The sequence below is a fragment of the Paraburkholderia silvatlantica genome (assembly GCF_003096715.1).
GTDB lineage: Bacteria > Pseudomonadota > Gammaproteobacteria > Burkholderiales > Burkholderiaceae > Paraburkholderia > Paraburkholderia silvatlantica.
The window spans coordinates 104,624-122,971 of record NZ_QEOL01000008.1; the positions used below are offsets into that span (position 1 = coordinate 104,624).

An 18,348-nucleotide genomic window follows, 5' to 3' on the forward strand; every position below is an offset into this window, starting at 1 on the left:
AGGCAACGCCGCAGTCAGCGCACGCCTGGTCGATCGGTTCGTGCGCGATGCCTGGCTGCATCGACGCTGTCCCATATGAGCCGTGAATCGAACTGGTGCGACGCGAGCATCGTCAGGATCACCACCGCCGCAAAGGCGAGCGCGGCCGGTCCCGCTGTGATGACCGCAAAAGAGCCGAAATGCACCAGCGTGACGGTCAGTGCAACGACGAAAACATCGAGCATTGACCAGCGGCCGATGCGCTCGACGAGCCGATAGAGCACGGTGCATTCCCGAGGCCGCCAGGCCGAGCCGCGACGAGCGGTTAGCGTGAGAAGCGCGAGGACGGCCAGCTTGAGCATCGGTACGAGAACGCTCGCGATAAAAACCACGACAGCGAGCGGCCAGTCGCCCGAACTCCAGAAGTACGCGACGCCGCCCAGGATCGTGTCGTCCTCGAAGCGGCCGAGCGTCGACGCATGCATGATTGGCAGCAGATTGGCCGGGATATAGGCGAAAACGGCGGCAAGCAGCAGACTGGTGGTTCGCGTCAGGCTGTCTGCATGGCGACGGTGCAGCAGGTGCCCGCATCGCGAGCACCGCTGGCGCGTCCGACCTTCTGCGTGCGCCTGAACCAGACCGCAAGCGTGACAGCCGACCAGTCCAGCGCGCTGCGCGGTCACGGCGGACGAGCGCGCCGGTTCGCGCACTGGCTGCATCCTCATGAAGCGCTCGCGTCGGCCCTCGACCTTCGACCAGCGAATGCCGGTCCTGCGGGCAGACGTGAGACGCTCGTGGACCGCCCACAGCCGGCCGGGATCGAATGAAGCAACGATGGCCAGCATGACGGTCAACCCAGCCAGTGCAAAGAGGCCAGGCCCCGCGATCACGTCGGCGATGCTGACCATCTTCACGATCGTCACGAGCACGCCGAGCATGAATACCTCGACCATGCACCACGGACGCACGAGTTGCACGACGCGCAATACCCGGTTGAAGCGGGGCGGCACCCTGCCGATGCGAAGCGGCACCAGCAGATACAGGAAGGCCATCAGCTCGATCAGCGGGAAGACTGTCGATGAGCAGAACACCATCGCCGCGACCATGCACATCTCGCCTGACCAGAGCGAGCGCACAGCGCCAAAGAGCGTCGCCTCCGAAGTCACGCCGTTGGCACGCAGCTCGATCACCGGGAAAGCCTGCGCGATGCAGAAGGCGATCAATGCGGCTAGCGTCATCGCGCAGATGCCGTCGAGCGACGCGCCCCCATCCGCCAATGCGCCCAGCTTCGCGGCGCATCGCGTGCAGCTCGCGACGCGCGCTCCGACGCTCGCTGGCTTGCGCAACAGCAGATCGCATTCGTGACAGGCAATCAGTCTGCGATATTCCATGCTCGTCATACGCGCGCGCTCATTGCGTCGACGCTGCCGTCTGCTGTGCCACCGGCAGTTCCCCCATCGCCTGGAACAGCGCCGCCGTATCGCTCATGCGCTGGCTCGCTGCGCGTACCGCGCCGAGTTGTGCGTTGAGATAGCGGGACTCGCTGGCGTGCGTTGCCGTCGACGGCAGCGCGCCCATGCGATGACGCGACGCCGTATCGTCGAACGCGGCGTGTGCGGCGTCTGCGGCCACGTCCGCCGAGGCGAGCGTCTGCGCATCGTTATCCAGCGCGGCCAGCGAATTCGCGACATCCTGAAACGCGGAGAGCACCGTCGACTTATAGTGCAGCACGGCGGCGTCGTATGCGTCGATCGACGCGCGACGCTCCGCGAACAGGGCCCCGCCATGGAAGATCGGCTGCGACATTGCCGCACCGAGCGCCCACAGGCCGCCCGCGCCCGATAACACCGCCGGCCAGCTGAAACCGCCGCGGCCCATCGCAGCCGTGAGCGACAGGCTCGGGAACATCTGCGCCGTCGCGGCGCCGACGTCGGCCGCGGCGGCCTTGACGGCAGCGTCCGCTGCCTGAATGTCAGGCCGCGAACGCAACAGGTCCGAAGGGACCGCTACGGGCACGTTCGCGGGCAGCGAGAGACTATCGAGATCCGGCACGCTCGGCGCGTCGTCCGGCGTGCGGCCGATCAGCACTGCCAGCGCATGGACCGCGCACGCGCGTTGCTGCCGCAGCGCAGGCAGCGTCGCCGCGATCGACGCGGCGTCCTGTTTCGATTCGAGCATCTGGGCGCGCGACACGGACCCGAGCGCGAAGCGCTGCTCGTCTTCGTTCGCGGCCGCGTTGGACACTTGCACGAGCCGCTCGGTAAGCGCGATCTGTCGGTCGAGAGACGCGACATTGATCACGCTCGCGACGATGTTGGCGGCAAGCGCGCGCCGCGACGCCTCCAGTTCGAACGCCTGCACATGCACGCGCGCGGCGCTTGCCGAGTTCGCGTAACGCGTTTGGCCGAACAGGTCGAACGTGTAATGCGCGAACACCTGGCCGGCGAAGAAATTGTATTGCACCTGCTCCGGTCCGATTCCCGGCACGACGGGCGCGCGTGCGCGCTCGACCTGCGCGGTACTGTCGATCGACGGCAGCGTCGATGCGCCGACCTGCGCGCGCAGTTGCTCTTGCGCGGCCGCAAGCGTGCGCTGGGTCGCCGCGAGATTCGGGCTGTTGCGCAGGCCCTCGTCGACGAGGGCATCCAGCGCGTCGGAGCGGTACTGGCGCCACCATTGGGGGGCCGCCGTCGCGCCGACATCGAATGTCTGCGCAACGCCACCGGCCGTCACGGTTTTCGACGGCTGCGCCTGCGCGCCGTAGTGTTCCGGTGAAGGCATCGCCGGCGCTTCGCCGCCCGGCCCGAACGAGCAAGCCGAGAAGGTCAGTGCGGCCGCGACAGCCAGCACGGAAGTCCTATAGGTAAAGCTCATCATCAACCCTCCGTATGCTCGGCGACGGGCGATTGCGTGCTACGTTCGTCGCGCCGGACCCTGAAGCAGGTCGCGTAGAGCGCCGGCAGGAAGAACACCGTCAGCACCGTCGCGATAGTGATGCCGCCCATCAGCGCGGTCGCCATGGGGCCGAAGAAGCCGGAGCGAAGCAGTGGTATCAGTGCGAGAACGGCGGCGGCGGCGGTCAGCATGATCGGCCTGAAACGCCGCACCGTCGCGCCGACGATCGCGTCGAAGCGCGGGTGCCCCGCCGCGATGTCCTGATCGATCTGGTCGACGAGAATCACGGAGTTGCGCATGATGATGCCGAACATCGCGATCACGCCCAGCAGCGCGACGAAGCCGAACGGCTTGTCGAACAGCAGCAGCGCGGTCACCACGCCGATCAGGCCCAGCGGCGCGGTCAGCACGACGATGAACGTGCGTGCGAAGTTCTTCAGCTGGATCATCAGCAGCGTGAGCACCGCGATGATCATCAGCGGCATTTCCGCGTTGATCGATGTCTGGCCTTTCACGCTCTCCTCCACCGCGCCGCCCACGTCGATCCGGTAACCGACAGGCAGCTTCGCACGCGCATCGGCGAGCGCGCGGTCGATGTCGCGCGTGACGTCGATGCCCTGCGCGGCGCCGCGCACGTCCGCCTGCACCGTGATGGTCGGCTGCCGGTCGCGCTCCCAGATCACGCCGTATTCCAGCGTGTCGCGCACGTGTCCCAGCGAACCGAGCGGCGCCGGCCCGTTCGGCGTCGGCATGGCGAGGCTCGTGAGCCTGGCGGGGTTGACGCGCTCGCTCCTCGGCGCGCGCAGATCGACGTCGACCAGCTTGTCGCGCTCGCGGTACTGCGTGACCGTAAAGCCGGATAGCGTCATCGCGAGGAAGCTGGAGACGTCCTCCGACGTGACGCCGAGCTGCCGCGCGCGGTTCTGGTCGATCTCGAACGAGATCGAGCGTTCGGCGGGCTCGTCCCAGTCGAACTGGACGTTGCGCGTGCGCGAGTCGGCGCGGGTCTTCTCCGCGACAGTTTCCGCAATGGCGTGCACGGTCGCGATGTCGTCGCCGCTCACGCGGAACTTGATCGGAAAGCCGACGGGCGGCCCGTTTTCGAGGCGGGCGACGCGCGTGCGAGCTCCGGAGAAGTCCTTTTCCAGTTTCGCATCGAGCCAGTGCATCAATTGTTCGCGCGTTTCGACGTCTTTCGCGGTAATGACGAACTGCGCGAAATTCGGCTGCTGAAGCTGCTGGTCGAGCGGCAGGTAAAAGCGCGGCGCGCCGGTGCCCACGAAGTCGACGAAATGCGAGATTTCCGGCTTGCCGTCCAGCACCTTCTCGAGGCGCTTCGCTACACGCAGCGTCGCGTCGAACGAGGCGCCCTCCGGCAACCGCAGGTCGACCAGCAATTCCGGCCGCTCCGAGTTCGGGAAGAACTGCTGCGGCACGCGCGTGAACGCCGCCATCGCGATCGCGAACAGCACGACCGTGACGCCGAGCACGGCCGAGCGGCGGTCGATACACCAGCCTACCCAGCCCGACAGGCACCGGTAAAAGGGCGTGTTGTACACGTCGTGTTCGTGGCCGTGTTCACCATGCTCGCCACTCGTGCGGCCTTTGTGCTCCGGCAGCAGATGAAAGCCCAGCAACGGCACCAGCACGACCGCGGCGAACCACGAAACGACCAGCGCGATGGCCGACACTTCGAAGATCGAACGCGTGTACTCGCCGGTGCTCGATTTGGCGAGCGCGATAGGCAGAAAGCCGGAGACCGTGACCAGCGTGCCGGTCAGCATTGGAAAAGCCGTGCTGGTATAGGCGAAGGCCGCCGCGCGCAGGCGGCTCCAGCCCTGTTCGAGCTTCACGGCCATCATCTCGACGGCGATGATCGCGTCGTCGACCAGCAGCCCCAAAGCGAGCACGAGCGTGCCGAGCGACACCTTGTCCAGGCCGATGCCGAACAGATGCATGCACAGCGCCGTGACAGCGAGCACGATCGGGATCGTGATGACCACGACCAGGCCGGTGCGCAGACCGAGCGAGATGAGGCTCACGACCAGCACGATGGCCACCGCTTCGCCGACCGCCTCCACGAAGTCATCGACCGAATGCTTCACCGCGTGCGGCATGCTCGACACGGCCGAGAGCTTCAGCCCCGCCGGCAGCGTAGCCTGAAGTTCCGCCGTCCTGGCGTCGAGCGCCTTGCCGAGGTCGATCACGTCGCCGCCTTTCTGCATTGTCACGCCGATGCCGAGCACGGCCTGGCCGCCCACGCGCATTTGCGTGACCGGCGGATCGTCATAGCCGCGCTTGATCGTCGCAATGTCGCCGAGGCGAAACGAGCGCTTGTTCACGGTGATGAGCACACTGGCAAGCGCCTGTTCGTCCTTGAATGCGCCGCTTGGCCGCACGAACACGCGATCGTCCGCCGTCGTGACGGTACCTACGGGCGCAACGGCGTTCTGCGCGTCGATCGCCTGAGCAATTTGCTGCGGGGTGATCGCGAACCGCGTCAGTTGCGCGTTCGAAATCTCGACGAAGATGTGCTGGTCCGGATCGCCGAAATAGTCGACCTTCGCGACACCGGGCACCCGCAACAGCACGGTGCGAAGCTTGTCCGCGTAGTCGTGCAGTTGCGCAGGCGTAAAACCGTCGCCTTCGAGCGCGTAGATGTTCGTATAGACGTCGCCGAACTCGTCGTTGAAGAACGGCCCTACCGTCCCCTTGGGAAGGGTCGCCTGAATGTCGCCGACCTTCTTGCGCACCTGGTACCAGGTCTCGGGCACTTCCTTGACCGGCGCCGAGTCCTTCATTGCGAAGAAGATCATCGACTCGCCGGGCCGCGAGTCGCTCTTGATGTCGTCGACGTACGGCACCGCCTGCAACTGGCGGCCGATCCGGTCGGTGATCTGCTCCTGCACTTCGCGTGCCGTTGCGCCCGGCCAGTAGGTCTTGATGACCATCGTGCGGAACGTGAAGGGCGGATCTTCCGATTGCGCGAGCCTGGTATAGCCAATCACGCCGAACACCGTGGCGAGCCCGATCAGGAAGATCACCAGTTGCTGGTGCCGCAGCGCCCACGCAGACAGATTGAATCCCGGTGCATCAGCGTTCGAGCCGTCGCCGGTTTTCATGCGCACGTCGTCGCGCGCGCTTTCATGATCGCGCGCGTTCATGACGGAAAGTCCTCCGGATACAGCGGCGGCACGACCTGCACGTGCTCGCCGGCGCTGACCGCATGCACGCCTTGCAGCACGACCCGGTCGCCGTCGTGGAGGCCCGAGCTGACCGATACCGTGCGTTCGTCGTAACGCGCAATGGTGACCGGATGCAGTTCGAGTGTGTCGCCCTTGCGCGCCACCCACACGGCGGGTTGCTCGCCCCGGTGAAACAGCGCCGTGACGGGCAACGTGTACGACTGTCCGTTGCCGGCGTTGCCAGCGGCATCGAAGGTCACGTTCGCGGTCATGCCAAGGCGCACCTCGGGGCCCGGTGAGGTCAGCGTCAGCTTGACCCGCCAGGTGCGGCTTTCCGGATCGGCGGCGGCGGACACCTCGCGCACCGATGCATCGAAAGTCCTGCCCGGCAGCGCGGGCAGCGTGACGTGCGCCTTGCTGCCGACCGCCAGCGCATTCACCGTTGCTTCCGGCGCGTCGCAAGCAATATCGATGTCGCCCGTCCAGTCGAGGTGATACACCGCTTGCGTCGCCTGAACGTTCTGGCCGGTATCGGCGTCTTCCGAAGTGATCACGCCGTCGTGGTCGGCCGCCAGCGTCGCGTAGCGCAGATGATCTGTCGCCAGCGCCATCTGCGCGAGCGCGGACGTGCGCTGTGCGAGCGCGGAAGCGTAGGCGTCCTGGGTCTGCTCCAGTTGTGCGTTCGAAATCAGGTTGGCGCGTGCCTGCGCCTCGTCGCGATCGAGCTGCTGCCTGGCGAACACGAGGCGATGTTCCGCGGCATCCAGTTGGGCGCGCGCGTTGACGAGGTTGTCCTGGAGATCGGTCGGATCGAGCAGCGCAACCGTCTGCCCCGCTTTCACGGTGTCGCCGATCCGCACCCGCCGCTCGATGATTTTGCCGCCCACGCGAAATGAAAGAGGCGTGGAGTAGCGCGCCTGGACCTGCGCCGGCAACGAGTCGCCCGCGACATGCCTATCCGCTTGAACGGCGCGCGCGACCACAGGCTTGGCCTCCTGCACGGCCGCTCCGTTGTGATGGCATCCACAAATGAGGATTGCGCTGCACGCCGCGATGACGGCGGGTGCCCGGTGGATCGGCCGGGTGCAGGAAAGTAACAGGGAGCGCGCCCGCATCGGCGCGGCAGGGCCGGAGTGTTTCACGATGTTCACAAGGAAGCTGATGAGTCCAGGTGGAAAGTCATCCGCGCTGACTGACGCCAGCCGCGACGGATGGTTGTTGCGGACCAGCGGCACCGGTCGGCGCGAAGGTGAGATTAAATCCAAAACTGATGATATTGTCAATCATGACAATATCATCTAATATTGCAACAAACTATGACCGGGGAGGCAACATGTCGGAGGTCCGCAGAGCGCGCACGTATCGTCGGCAGCCTGTCGAGGAGCCGCGCGGGTCCGTCGCGGAACGGTCGCCTCGGCTCGCGCGGCGCAAGCATGAAACGCGCGTGCGTCTGCTTCATGCCGCGTTCGGCCTGGCCGCGAAAAAGGGAATGGACAGTGTCACGATCAACGAGATCACCGACGCTGCGGATGTGGGATTCGGCTCGTTCTACAACCACTTCGATTCGAAAGAGGGGCTCTTCACCACACTCATTGAATGGCTATTCGAGGAATTCGCGGATGCGCTCGATGGCCTCGTCAGCGACCTGTCGGACCCGGCTGAAGTACTTGCCGTGTCCGTACGTCATACGTTGTTGCGCGCCTGTCGCGATCCCGTGTGGGGACAACTGCTGATCCGCGAGGGGATATCCGCGCGTGCGCTCAGCACGGGACCTGGACGACGCCTGTTGCGCGACATGCGCAGAGGCATTGCGCAAGGACGCTTCACGGTCACGGACGAACTGCTATGCGCCATCTCGGCGATCGGCACCGTCCTCGCCGGCCTCGCAGCCGAACTTCGTTCGCCGTCTTCGAAGCGGACCGGCCGGTCGCGAAAAGTCCTTCGACCGCGGGAGGAACGGTTCGCCGAAAACATTGCGACAGTCGTGTTGCAGGCCGTCGGCCTCAAGCGTATGGAGGCCGAAAAGATCGCCCGGCGACCCATGCCACCCGGCCCCCCAGAGTATGCTGAGCGCCGGCGGCGAGATTAGTCCCGATAAAGCGCGGTGGTCAGGTAGTGACGGCGCAGTTCCCGCAGCGCCGATACGCACGCGGCGCTGGCAGGCAGTGCGAGCAGAACGCCGAAGAACCCAAACACCTTCCCGAACGCCAGCAACGAGAAAATGACCGCGAGCGGATGCAGACCGATACGCTCGCCGACAAGCCGGGGTGTGAGAACGACGCTTTCGAGGATCTGGCCGATTCCGTACACGAGCGCCACGGCTCCCACGCCGTACCAGTTTCCGAATTGCAGAACCGCGGCGAAAAGCGCGGATGCCAGCGCTGTCGCAAATCCGATATACGGAACGACGACGGCAAGTGCCGTGAGGAGACCCACAGGCAGTGCGATGCGCAAGCCGGCGATCGTCAGCGCGGCTGGGTAGAAAACGGCCAGCACCGCTACGACGGCAAGCTGCCCTCGCAGGTATTGCGACATCATGTGGTCGACTCCGGCGACAAAATCCCGTGTTTGTGCGAGCCAGCGCCGTGGCACGAAACTTTCGAGCCGCTCCAGCGCTTCGGGCCTGTCATACAATAAATAAAACAGCACGAGTGGCAAGATCACGAGATTGCCCACGACGTCGACCATCGCACTGCCGCCGGTGCGCAGATATTGCCAGACGGCGAGGACAGCGTCGTGCTCGCCTGCCATCAGGCGCGCTGCCAATGTGGCGCGCAGACTCGTCCAATCGGGCCAGTAGTCGATTCCCATGGAAGCAAGCCACGGCTTGCCGGCGCCTTCGAGTTTCGACGCGAGCGAAGAGATCTGCCCGGTCAGTTCGGATCCCTCCATCCGAACGACGACGAATACCAGCAGAACCAGCAGCGCCAAAAGCGCCACGAAAATCGACATCATGACGAGCGCCGCGAGACCACGCGGCGATCGCCGGCGTACCAGCCACTCCACGCCCGGCTGCAGAACATAGGCGATCATCGCGCCAAGCAGAAAAGGTGTCAGCACGGAGCGCAGGCTCCACAGCAGCACGCCGGCCGACAAGGCGACAGCGCCCCAGAACAACGATTGGCGATAGTAGGCAGTCATGGTCGCGTCTATTGTTGCGTGTTCGCGTGAAGTGTCGGGCCAGGCTCGATCCGATGCATTCAATGTATGGGTGCGCTGGCGGATACGTGTGCGCAATTCGTTGTTGCGAGATGCGGCACCGCACGACCAGGACACCTCGCGCATCGCCGGGCTACCTCACACATCATAAATGATATAATAATCAATATTGATTGGAAAGTTTTTTAGACGCTTTCCTGTCAACACGGACGTGCCGGCAAAGCGATATCGGCAGACAATTGCCATCTGAGCGCAGGCTCCCAGCGTCTGGATCTTTTCGCCCCATTGTCGTTACGCGCGAAATTTCATGGGCGATGGCGAAAGCCTTCAGGAACGGGGCCCGAGCTTGCGCGCGCCGCTGCGTCCCGTGGCCGCCGCGGCGCAAAACCCCCGTTTGATGTGGGCCGTACTGGATTCGAACCAGTGACCAACGGATTAAAAGTCCGCTGCTCTACCCGCTGAGCTAACGACCCGGTCCACCCTTGCTCCGGCCGTCACAGCGCTTTGGGCGTACCCGCCCTAGCCGATATCGATCGTGCGGCTCGCGCACGGTGCCGGATCCATTTTCGGAATGGTCAACGTGAGTAGGCCGTTGTCGAACTTTGCCAGAGCGCGACCGGGGTCGGCGTATTCCGGCATCGGAATCGTGCGCACGAAGCGTCCATGGGCGCGCTCAAGCCGGTAGCAACCGTTCTCCTCGTTGCGCACATCCTGCTTCTTTTCGCCACGCAGCACGATCGCGCCTTCCTCGACGCACACCTTCACGTCTGCGCGGTCCATCCCCGGCAGTTCCGCGGTCACGCGCAGCACCGGTCCCTCATCGACGACATCGATACGCGGCTGGAAACGCGACGAACTGAAGTCGCCAAACCACCGGTCGAGTGCGCCACGGCCCGCAAACGGTTCAAGAAAAAACTCCTCCATTGCGCGCCATGGTTCGCGTGAAAACAGTCGCGCGAACTCGGGCATTGAGGCGCGTTCGTTTTCGCTCGTCGAGGGGCTTTCGCGGCCTTGTGCATCGGACTTGCGGGAGGCGGCTCGAAGGAACTTGAAGGGATTCCACCTTTTCGGATCAGGGCTCATCGTATCCTCCTCTACGTTCTGGAAGGACAATCGGATTGCGTCGATTGCGTCGCACCCGCGGCTGGCAGCTTTGCGGCCTGTAAAGGGCAGCCGCGGATGGCAGCCTCAAAGCGTAACCGCAAAGGGCGGCGAATCGCGCCGCAGTATGGCTGCACGACGGCAACGCTTGTCGCGACTGCCGGAGCGATGCTTAAAATAGCTCATGGAACGGAAATTTCAAGTGGCCCTGCAACATGCCACGGGAGGCTTCATGGACCTTTTCGACAGGCTCGAGGAACACGTCGGCGACGTGGGCCTGCCGCTCTTCGCGGTCACCGTCACCGCCGCTGCGCAGATCAATACGCCGCTTATCGCGATACTCCACTGGCACGGTTTCCGGCGCGCAACGCCGCTCGTGCTGCCCGGCGTGGAAATACCGGCGCGGCCAGTCCCCGGCACCGCCCTCCAGATCGATGCGCCCTGGCAGAGCGTCGAAACCGTCGACGTCATGCTGCTCGACGCGGCCTGGCAATTCGGCGCGTGGGAGGTCGAGCGTATCGAGCGGCGCGGCTGCAGTGTGATCGGCGCCGGCGCTGCCGAGGCACTCGCCTGCCGCCAGGCGTTCGGCGATTACGGAAGCGACATGCCGCCCGACGACGCGCTCATTGACGGAGCGAATGATCGCGGCGACCTGATGCGGCTGGCCGCGCGTCACGGCTACCTGCGGTGGCTCTTCCGGCCGGTGAAGGGCGGAGTGTGGCGGGCACTGGACGAGCCCGACGATACCCTGGATGCGCACGGCGGCCGCCAGCCGCCCTGCCCCGTGGAGCCGCAGCCGCGCAGCGCGCGCGGGCGCACCTGCGGACGTACCGTCTACCGGCTCGGGTCCGTCCATCGCATCCTTCTGCCCCGCTGAAACAGCTCGTTACATATTGCCGTTCGCGTCGCCTCTTGAAGCCTGAAAGCGGCGTCTCTATTTCGCTTTCCGCCAGGCATTGGTACGGCTGCAATGCGGCGTTTCACGCCCGCGTTCACCTCGCAGCCGGGTTCCCTTATTGGTGATCCTACGTAATCGCGCTGGCACTCGGTTCGACTTCGGAGTGGCTTTCCCCTGCCTCTGGCCGGATCTTGAACCAGATCGAATACATCGCGGGCAGAAACACCAGCGTCAGAATCGTTCCGGCAAAAGTCCCGCCAATCAGCGTATAAGCCAACGTGCCCCAGAACACGGAGTGCGTCAACGGAATGAAGGCGAGCATCGCGGCGAGCGCGGTCAGAATCACCGGCCTCGACCGCTGGATGGTGGCCTCCACCACCGCATCGAACGGCGTCATGCTTTCGCGCGCGTTCTGCTCGATCTGTCCGATCAGGATCAGCGTGTTGCGCATCAGGATGCCGGAGAGCGCAATGAGCCCCACCAGCGCATTGATCCCGAAGGGCTGGTTGAACAGCAGCAGTGTCGGCACAACGCCGATCAACCCTAGCGGGCTGGTTGCGAACACCATCATCGTCGCGGCAATCGAGCGCGTCTGGAAAATGATGATGAGCAGCGTCAGCGCGATCATGATGGGGAACAGCGGTGCGAGCGCCTTCGTGGCCTTGTTGGCTTCTTCGATGGACCCGGCTTCCTCGATCCGATAGCCGTCCGGCAGCTTCGCGATAATGGGCTGAAGTTGCGCCAGCATCGCCGTCGACACATCGGGGGGCTGCAGTCCCTCCGCGATATCGCCACGCACGGTGATCGTCGGCGTGCGATCGCGCCGGCGAAGAATCGGATCTTCCATGCGGATATCGACCTTGCCGACCTGCGAGAGCGGCACGCGCTGACCCGCCGCGCCAACCAGCGTAAATCCGTCGATACGCTGCGGATCGAGCCGTATCTCGCCCGCCGATCTCGCGACGAGTTCCACCGAGCGAATGTCCTCGCGCACGTGCGTGACGGGAATGCCGGTCAGCAGGAATTGCAGTTGCTGCGCGACGGAACTCGAGGTCAAGCCAAATGCACCGAGACGATTTTGATCGAGTGTGAAATGCACCGTGGGCACGCGCGGGCCCCAATCGGCGTTCACCGTTCGCATCATCGGGCTGGCGTTCAAGGTCCGTTCGACCTGCGCGGCGATGGTGCGCAACGTTCCGGCGTCGGGGCCCATGACCCGGAACGCAACGGGGTAAGGCGAGTAAGGGCCGAACACCAGTTGGGTGACGCGAACCTGCGCCCCGGGCACCAGGCCTTCGGCGATGACTTTGCGCAGACGGAATTTGAGCGCCTCACGCTGCTTCTCGTCGTTCGTGCGGATCACCATCTTCGCGAAAGACGAATCGGGCAGCTCCGGCGACATCGCCAGATAGAAGCGCGGCGCGCCCTGTCCGATGTACGACGTCACGATCTTCGCTTCCGGCTGCTTCGCGAGCCACGCCTCGACTTTTTCCGTCGCCGCGGAGGTCTGTTCGATCGACGTGCCGTAAGGCATCTGCACTTCCACGAGCACTTCCGGGCGATCGGAGGTCGGGAAGAACTGTTTTTTCACCAGCCCCATGCCCATCACGGCGATCACGAACAAGCCCACCACGATTCCCGCGACCAGCCACTTGCGCCGGATCACACGCCCCAGGAACGCGCGAAAACGCTGGTAGTTCGGCGTGTTGTAGATCGCGCCATGACCGCCTTCTATCACGGGAATATCGGGCAACAGCTTGACGCCGAGATACGGCGTGAACACAACGGCTACGATCCATGAAGTAATCAGGGCGATGCCGACGATCCAGAACATGTTGCTCGTGTATTCGCCGGCCGTCGAGCGAGCGAAACCATTCGGCATGAAGCCAACGGCCGTGACGAGCGTGCCCGAGAGCATCGGCGCCGCCGTGTGGCTCCATGCATACGCCGACGCCTGAACGCGGCTATAGCCCTCCTCCATTTTCACGACCATCATCTCGATGGCGATGATCGCGTCGTCGACAAGCAGGCCCAGTGCGAGAATCAGCGAACCCAGTGTGATGCGGTCGAAGCTCTTGCCCGTTGCCGACATGACGACGAACACGCCTGCGAGCGTCAGCGGCACCGCAGCCGACACCACGACACCGACGCGCCAGCCCATGCTCGCGAAACTCACGACCATCACCACGAGCAGCGCAACGAAGAACTTGACCATGAACTCGTCGATCGCCGAATGGATATTGACGGCCTGATCGGTCACCTTCGTGAGACTCATGCCCAGCGGCAGCCCGGCGTTGACCGACGCGACTTCCTTGTCGAGCGCCTGCCCGAGGCTGAGCCCGTTCCAGCCGTCCCGCATTACGACGCCGAGCAGCAGCGCCGGTTCGCCGTTATTGCGAATCTGGAACGTGGCGGGGTCTTCGTAACCGCGCTCGACGCTCGCCACGTCCGAGAGCTTCAGCGTGCGGCCCTGAACGACGATAGGTGTGTCGCGGATGGTCTGCAGTTTGTCGAACGCGCCTTCGACACGAATGAAAACCTGCGCGCCTTGTGTATCGATCGAACCCGCGGGCGTCAGCACGTTCTGATTATTCAGGGCTGCGAATATATCCTGCGGGCTCACGCCGAGCGTCGCGAGGCGGTCGTGCGAGAACGACACATAGATCCGCTCCGCCTGCTCGCCGATGATGTTCACCTTCTTGACGCCCGGCACATGAAGAAGCCGCTGGCGCAGACCCTCGGCGTCGCGCACCAGCAGTCGTTGCGGCTCGCCTTTCGCCTTGAGCGCGAACAGCGCGAACGTGACATCGGAGTACTCGTCATTGACGAGCGGACCGATCACGCCGGGCGGCAGGCTGCTCGCTTCGTCGGAGAGTTTTTTGCGCGCCTGGTAGAACTCTTCGGGCACGTCCGCGGGCGGCGTGCTGTCGAGCAGGGTCACGGTCGTGAAGGCCAGCCCCGGCCGCGTATAGGTCTCGGTGCGGTCATACCAGCGCAACTCCTGCATGCGCTTCTCGAGCGGCTCGGCCACCTGATCCTGCATTTCCTGCGCGGTGGCGCCCGGCCAGGCCGTGATGACCGTCATCGACTTGACGGTGAACGGCGGGTCTTCGGCCCGCCCCAGCTTGAAGAAGGCCACGACGCCCGCGATCGAAATCAGCATGATCAGGAACAGCGTGACCGAGCGCTCCCGCACCGCGAGAGCCGATAAATTGAAGCCGCTCATTGCGCCGCTCCTTCCCTGGAGACCGACGCTGTGGTCACCGCGTCGTGAACGACGCGCACGCGTTCTCCGTCGTGAATCAACTGTGCGCCGAGCGCCACGACCTGATCGCCGTCGTGAAGATCGCCGGTCACCGTCGCCGTGTCGTCGCTCAAGGCGGTGACGCGAACCTTGTGCCAGCTCGCGCGCGACTGCGATCGATCGACGGTCCAGACGCCGGTGCCCGTGCCCGGATCGAACAACGCGCCGACCGGCACGTCCATCGCGGCCTGCGTCTGGCCGGCATCGCCGGCGAGATCGATGGTCACGGTCGCGCCAAGCGGCGCATTCGACAGCGCGCCCTCGAGCACGTACCGCGCTTCGTAGGTCCGCGTCAGCCGGTCGGCGGAATCGGAAAGCTGACGCAAGGCGGCGGGCACCGGCTTCTTGTCCGCGCCATACAGCGTCGCCTCGGCAATCGAGCCCGGTGCGGGACGCAGCGTCTCGGGAAGCTGGACGACGGCCTCGCGCGGTCCAGCATGCGCGAGCCGCACGACGATCTGCCCCGGCGCGACCACCTGGCCCGGCTCTGCCAGCGTCTCGACCACCACGCCGTCGGCATCCGCCACGAGGACGGCGTATCCGGATGCGTTGCTGGCAAGCACCGCCTGCGCCTTCGCCGCAATGAGCTGCGCCCGGGCGGCATCGGCGGCCGCCTTGAGCTGCTCGTAGGTCGACGCCGACACCGCGCCTGCCGCAACGAGATCCCGATACCGCGCCTCGTCGGCGGCCGTCTGCGTGGCGCGCGCCTGCGCGGCATCCACGAGTTCCTGCTGCGAGCGGGCCTGCAATCCCAGATCGATCGGGTCGATGCGCATCAGCGGCTGGCCGCGCTTGACCGTTTGGCCCGCGTCGACCAGACGCTCGACGACCTTGCCCTGAACCCGGAAACCGAGATCGCTCTGAACGCGGGCGCCGACGACGCCCGAAAACGACCGGCTCGCGCCCGCCGCGCCGTGAACGGCGCTCGTGCGCACGAGCGGCGCCTCGGTACGCGGATCAGGGGCAGGCCGCTCGCCGCACGCCGCGAGAGCGAGCGAAGCCAGGCTTAGCGCGTAGACAAAATGATGGTGCCGGAACATGAGGTCGCCTCTCGCAAAGAACAGGAGGCCTCATTCTGATTCTAGTGACCATTATAGTCAATAGTCACAACCAGGTTCATGGAGCAAGACTTCTGAGTACCAGGCTCGCGAGCTGGACCGTTGCCTCGTCGGCAGCATCAAGGTTGTACTGGAGCAGCAAGGGATTGAAGTAAGGCTTCATCACCAGAAAGATCGCATTCACGGCCTCGTCCAGTGGTGTCTTGCGTTCGAATTCACCGGTTTCGCGTCCGAGCCGCAGGATATCGGCGATAAGTCGCTGGATTTGTTCTTCATAGCCTTTGACGGAAGGCCAGGGCGAGGCGGCCGCCACGGCGGCGATATCGTAGAGCTTGCGATCCTGGAAAAATAGCTGGCTACCCGATGCCAGTAAGGTCTTGAACATACGGCGAAATTTCTCCGTCGCACTGTGCGCGTCGTCGACGTTTTCACTGACGGCCGCAATCATGGCGGCGAGGCGATTGGCGCAGATGACTTCGCCGATCGCCTGTTTCGAGTCGAAAAACTTGTAGATATAGGCTTTCGAAAACCCGATTTCCTTAGCGAGATCGGAAACCGTGGTCTTTTCATAGCCGTAGCGACTGAAGTATTCCGTTGCGGCTTCGACGATCTGGGCGCGGACTTCGTGATCCGAGGGGCCACGGGACGGGGAGGCGGAGGGCATGGGCTTGTTCATGTCTCAAGCTTAGTCCCTCACCCGATAGTTGACAACTTGTGACCATATTGTATATTGGTCACTGCCTCATCCTTCCCGTTGCCGCTCCCGAGATGATCATGTCTTTGCGTCGTCCACTTGTTCCACTCGCTCTCCTGACTAGCGTCGCCGCCCTTTCGGCCTGCGCCGTCGGTCCCGACTACCACCGCCCGGATGTGCCATTGGCGCAGCGCTATGTGACCCCGCCGCCGTCTGCCAGAGCCGCGCCGGCCCCGGCTGCTGGTCTGTCCGCATGGTGGGAAGGCTTCAACGACCCGCTGCTCACGCACTACGTTTCGCTGGCATTGGCCCAGAATCTGGACCTGGCCCAGGCGGTGGCGCAAATCGATCAGGCACGCGCGCGCCTCGGCACGGCCAACGCGGCGTTGCTTCCCTCGGCCTCGGTTTCCGCCTCGGCAGCGCGAGCCTACCAGTCGGTCGACACGCCGGTGGGCCAGTTGCTCAATGCCACGCCGGGTTACGAGCGCTGGGGTACCGAGTACGAAACCAATCTGGAAGCCGGTTGGGAGATCGACATTTTTGGCGGCCTGCGGCGCCAGCGTGAAGCCGCGCTCGCCGATTACTCCGCGACGCAGGCGGCGGCGGTCGCCACCCGGCTCGCCGTTGCGGCCCAGACTGCCGATATCTACGTCACGATACGCGGCCTCCAGGCACGCCTCGATATCGCAAACCGGCAGGTGCAGACGCAGCAGGCGCTGCTTGCGGACGTGACACTCCTGTATTCGAAGGGCGCGGCAGCCGACTATCAGGTTCAGCAGGCGCAAGGCGCGCTCGACCAGGTTCAGGCCAGCGTGCCCGTCCTCGACGCGGCGCTGGATGCGGCCTCAAATGCCCTCGACGTGATGCTGGGCACGCCACCCGGTACGCATCGGGCCGAGTTGAGCCCGCCGTCCTCGATCCCCGTTGCCCCGTCGCTCGCCGATATGGGCACGCCGGCCGATCTGCTGCAAAGGCGTCCCGATCTGATCGGCGCCGAACGTCACCTCGCTGCCGCCAACGCGCGCATTGGCGCCGCGATCAGCGAGTACTATCCGACGGTCTCGCTGAATGCCTTCCTCGGCAGCGCGACCTCGGCAGCGGCCGGCACCTTGTTCTCGGGCGGCGCCAGCCAGGCGGCCGGACTCGTCGGGCTGCGCTGGCGCCTGTTCGACTTCGCGCGCATCAACGCCGACGTCAACGAGGCGAAAGGCGCCGACGCGCAAGCGCTCGCGGCTTACCGGCAGTCCGTCCTCCGCGCCACCGAGGACGTGGAAAACTCGCTCTCGTCACTCGTGAATCGCGAGGCACAGGCGGCCACGCTCTCGCACGCGGAATCGTCGTTATCCAAGGCCAAGGATTCATCGATGACCGCGTACCGAAGCGGCGCGGCGAGCTTCATCGACGTATTGCACGCCAACGAAACCCTGCTCCAGGCCGCCGACGCGCGCGCGCAAGCGCAAACGGAATCCGCGCGCGCAGCCATCTCGACGTTCAAGGCGCTCGGCGGTGGCTGGGACCCGGCGTCGCTCCAGACGCCAACGTCGCTGTCTTCGCGCTGACGAAACCGCCCAATGCCGGAGCACACAACGAATTCTGCGCACATTCCGGGATCGCGCAGGCCGCGGTCCAACACCTTGGCGAGGGTGCCAGCATCATCAATGTCAGCTCGGTCGTCTCGACGCTCACGCCGGCCACGACCGCCGTCTATAGCGGCACGAAAGGCGCTGTCGATTCCATCACCGGCGCGCTCGCCCGCGAACTCGGGCCGCGGAAGATTCGTGTGAACACGATCAATCCGGGCGTGATCGTGACCGAAGGCGCACAAAGCGCCGGGGTGATCGGATCGGAGTTCGAGAGTTCGGCAGTCAGCCAGACGCCGCTCGGGCGTGTGGGCCGACCGGACGACGTAGCGTCGATCGCGGTTTTTCTCGCCTGCGACGACGCAAAGTGGTTGACGGGCGAACATATCGTCGCCAGTGGCGGCATGCGATGAGGCAGCTTCGCGCAACCGCGCGCGCACTTCGCAACGGTGGCCCGCATTCGCGGGTCATCCCTCTCCGCCTGGTCAATCATCG

13 protein-coding genes, 1 tRNA gene and 1 pseudogene are annotated in these 18,348 nt (G+C 64.7%); 5 read left to right on the forward strand and 10 right to left on the reverse strand.

The window, feature by feature from the left end; genetic code table 11:
- Positions 1–14 precede the first annotated feature (14 nt).
- The 4 genes from C7411_RS13195 to C7411_RS13210 are packed head-to-tail and all read right to left on the reverse strand — an operon-like array spanning position 15 to position 7,174.
- On the reverse strand, positions 15–1,370 hold the full coding sequence (locus C7411_RS13195) for a paraquat-inducible protein A (protein WP_110384858.1): 1,356 nt from the start codon (positions 1,368–1,370) through the stop codon (positions 15–17).
- 19 nt (positions 1,371–1,389) lie between these two features.
- Complete coding sequence (locus C7411_RS13200; protein WP_110384859.1) at positions 1,390–2,853, reverse strand: efflux transporter outer membrane subunit; 1,464 nt, start codon at positions 2,851–2,853, stop codon at positions 1,390–1,392.
- A 2-nt stretch (positions 2,854–2,855) separates the two neighbouring features.
- Positions 2,856–6,038, reverse strand: a complete 3,183-nt coding sequence (locus C7411_RS13205; protein ID WP_110384732.1) for an efflux RND transporter permease subunit — start codon at positions 6,036–6,038, stop codon at positions 2,856–2,858.
- On the reverse strand, positions 6,035–7,174 hold the full coding sequence (locus C7411_RS13210; RefSeq protein WP_110384860.1) for an efflux RND transporter periplasmic adaptor subunit: 1,140 nt from the start codon (positions 7,172–7,174) through the stop codon (positions 6,035–6,037). Before C7411_RS13210 ends, C7411_RS13205 begins: the two co-directional genes overlap by 4 nt.
- Here C7411_RS13210 and C7411_RS37465 point away from each other — a divergent pair.
- Both C7411_RS37465 and C7411_RS13215 read left to right on the forward strand, forming a co-directional pair.
- On the forward strand, positions 7,089–7,361 hold the full coding sequence (locus C7411_RS37465) for a hypothetical protein (protein ID WP_165822795.1): 273 nt from the start codon (positions 7,089–7,091) through the stop codon (positions 7,359–7,361). The two genes, C7411_RS13210 and C7411_RS37465, sit on opposite strands and share 86 nt — an antisense overlap.
- Before the next feature lie 31 nt (positions 7,362–7,392).
- A complete protein-coding gene (locus tag C7411_RS13215; protein WP_110384733.1) occupies positions 7,393–8,148 on the forward strand; it encodes a TetR/AcrR family transcriptional regulator in 756 nt (251 codons plus the stop codon).
- Here C7411_RS13215 and C7411_RS13220 read toward each other — a convergent pair.
- From C7411_RS13220 to C7411_RS13230, 3 genes are all read right to left on the reverse strand, one after another.
- Entirely contained in the window at positions 8,145–9,200 is a 1,056-nt protein-coding gene (locus C7411_RS13220; protein ID WP_110384734.1) for an AI-2E family transporter, read from the reverse strand. The two genes, C7411_RS13215 and C7411_RS13220, sit on opposite strands and share 4 nt — an antisense overlap.
- A gap of 418 nt (positions 9,201–9,618) precedes the next feature.
- Positions 9,619–9,691 (reverse strand) — tRNA-Lys (locus C7411_RS13225).
- 46 nt (positions 9,692–9,737) lie between these two features.
- Complete coding sequence (locus tag C7411_RS13230; RefSeq protein WP_110384735.1) at positions 9,738–10,301, reverse strand: Hsp20/alpha crystallin family protein; 564 nt, start codon at positions 10,299–10,301, stop codon at positions 9,738–9,740.
- A 250-nt stretch (positions 10,302–10,551) separates the two neighbouring features.
- Between C7411_RS13230 and C7411_RS13235 the strand changes: the two genes are divergently transcribed.
- The gene (locus C7411_RS13235) at positions 10,552–11,196 is read left to right on the forward strand and encodes a diguanylate cyclase (RefSeq protein ID WP_110384861.1); all 645 of its coding nucleotides are present in this window, start codon (positions 10,552–10,554) and stop codon (positions 11,194–11,196) included.
- 148 nt (positions 11,197–11,344) lie between these two features.
- On the opposite strand, the gene C7411_RS13240 is transcribed toward C7411_RS13235, so the two are convergent.
- The 3 genes from C7411_RS13240 to C7411_RS13250 all read right to left on the reverse strand — a co-directional run bounded on the left by C7411_RS13240 (position 11,345) and on the right by C7411_RS13250 (position 16,255).
- A complete protein-coding gene (locus tag C7411_RS13240; RefSeq protein ID WP_110384736.1) occupies positions 11,345–14,443 on the reverse strand; it encodes an efflux RND transporter permease subunit in 3,099 nt (1,032 codons plus the stop codon).
- A complete protein-coding gene (locus C7411_RS13245; RefSeq protein ID WP_110384737.1) occupies positions 14,440–15,561 on the reverse strand; it encodes an efflux RND transporter periplasmic adaptor subunit in 1,122 nt (373 codons plus the stop codon). Before C7411_RS13245 ends, C7411_RS13240 begins: the two co-directional genes overlap by 4 nt.
- Positions 15,562–15,637: 76 nt before the next feature.
- Positions 15,638–16,255, reverse strand: a complete 618-nt coding sequence (locus C7411_RS13250) for a TetR/AcrR family transcriptional regulator (RefSeq protein WP_110384738.1) — start codon at positions 16,253–16,255, stop codon at positions 15,638–15,640.
- A gap of 98 nt (positions 16,256–16,353) precedes the next feature.
- Here C7411_RS13250 and C7411_RS13255 point away from each other — a divergent pair, with 98 nt between their 5' ends.
- The gene (locus C7411_RS13255) at positions 16,354–17,832 is read left to right on the forward strand and encodes an efflux transporter outer membrane subunit (protein WP_165822799.1); all 1,479 of its coding nucleotides are present in this window, start codon (positions 16,354–16,356) and stop codon (positions 17,830–17,832) included.
- Between the two features lie 56 nt (positions 17,833–17,888).
- Positions 17,889–18,266: pseudogene (locus C7411_RS38090) on the forward strand (SDR family oxidoreductase); the annotation flags it as partial.
- Between the last annotated feature and the right edge of the window lie 82 nt (positions 18,267–18,348).